The organism is Neisseria sp. P0001.S005, assembly GCF_051963715.1.
In genome coordinates, this window is the sequence record NZ_JBQCTZ010001119.1 from 1 (window position 1) to 229 (window position 229).

Genomic DNA, 229 nt, shown 5'->3' on the forward strand with positions numbered 1-229 from the left:
AGGTTGGCGATATTGCCGGTGAGATGGGCGGGGTGGTTTTGTTCGTAGCCCGCTTCTTTGGCGGCACGGTTTTGGGCGCGGTGTTTTTTCTTGTCCAGTTGTTTTTGTTTGAGTTTGGCCTCCAAATCTTGGTCGCCTTGACTTTCAGACGGTCTTAATTGCTCTTGGGAAGGAGTTTGTCTAAACGCGGCTTCTTTGGTGGTCAAACCCATTTCAATCGCGGTTTGAG

General features: G+C 50.2%; 1 pseudogene. It reads right to left on the reverse strand.

Annotated features, from left to right (window positions below):
- Nucleotides 1–229, reverse strand: a pseudogene (locus tag ACTHSP_RS24260) (DUF3418 domain-containing protein); the annotation flags it as partial.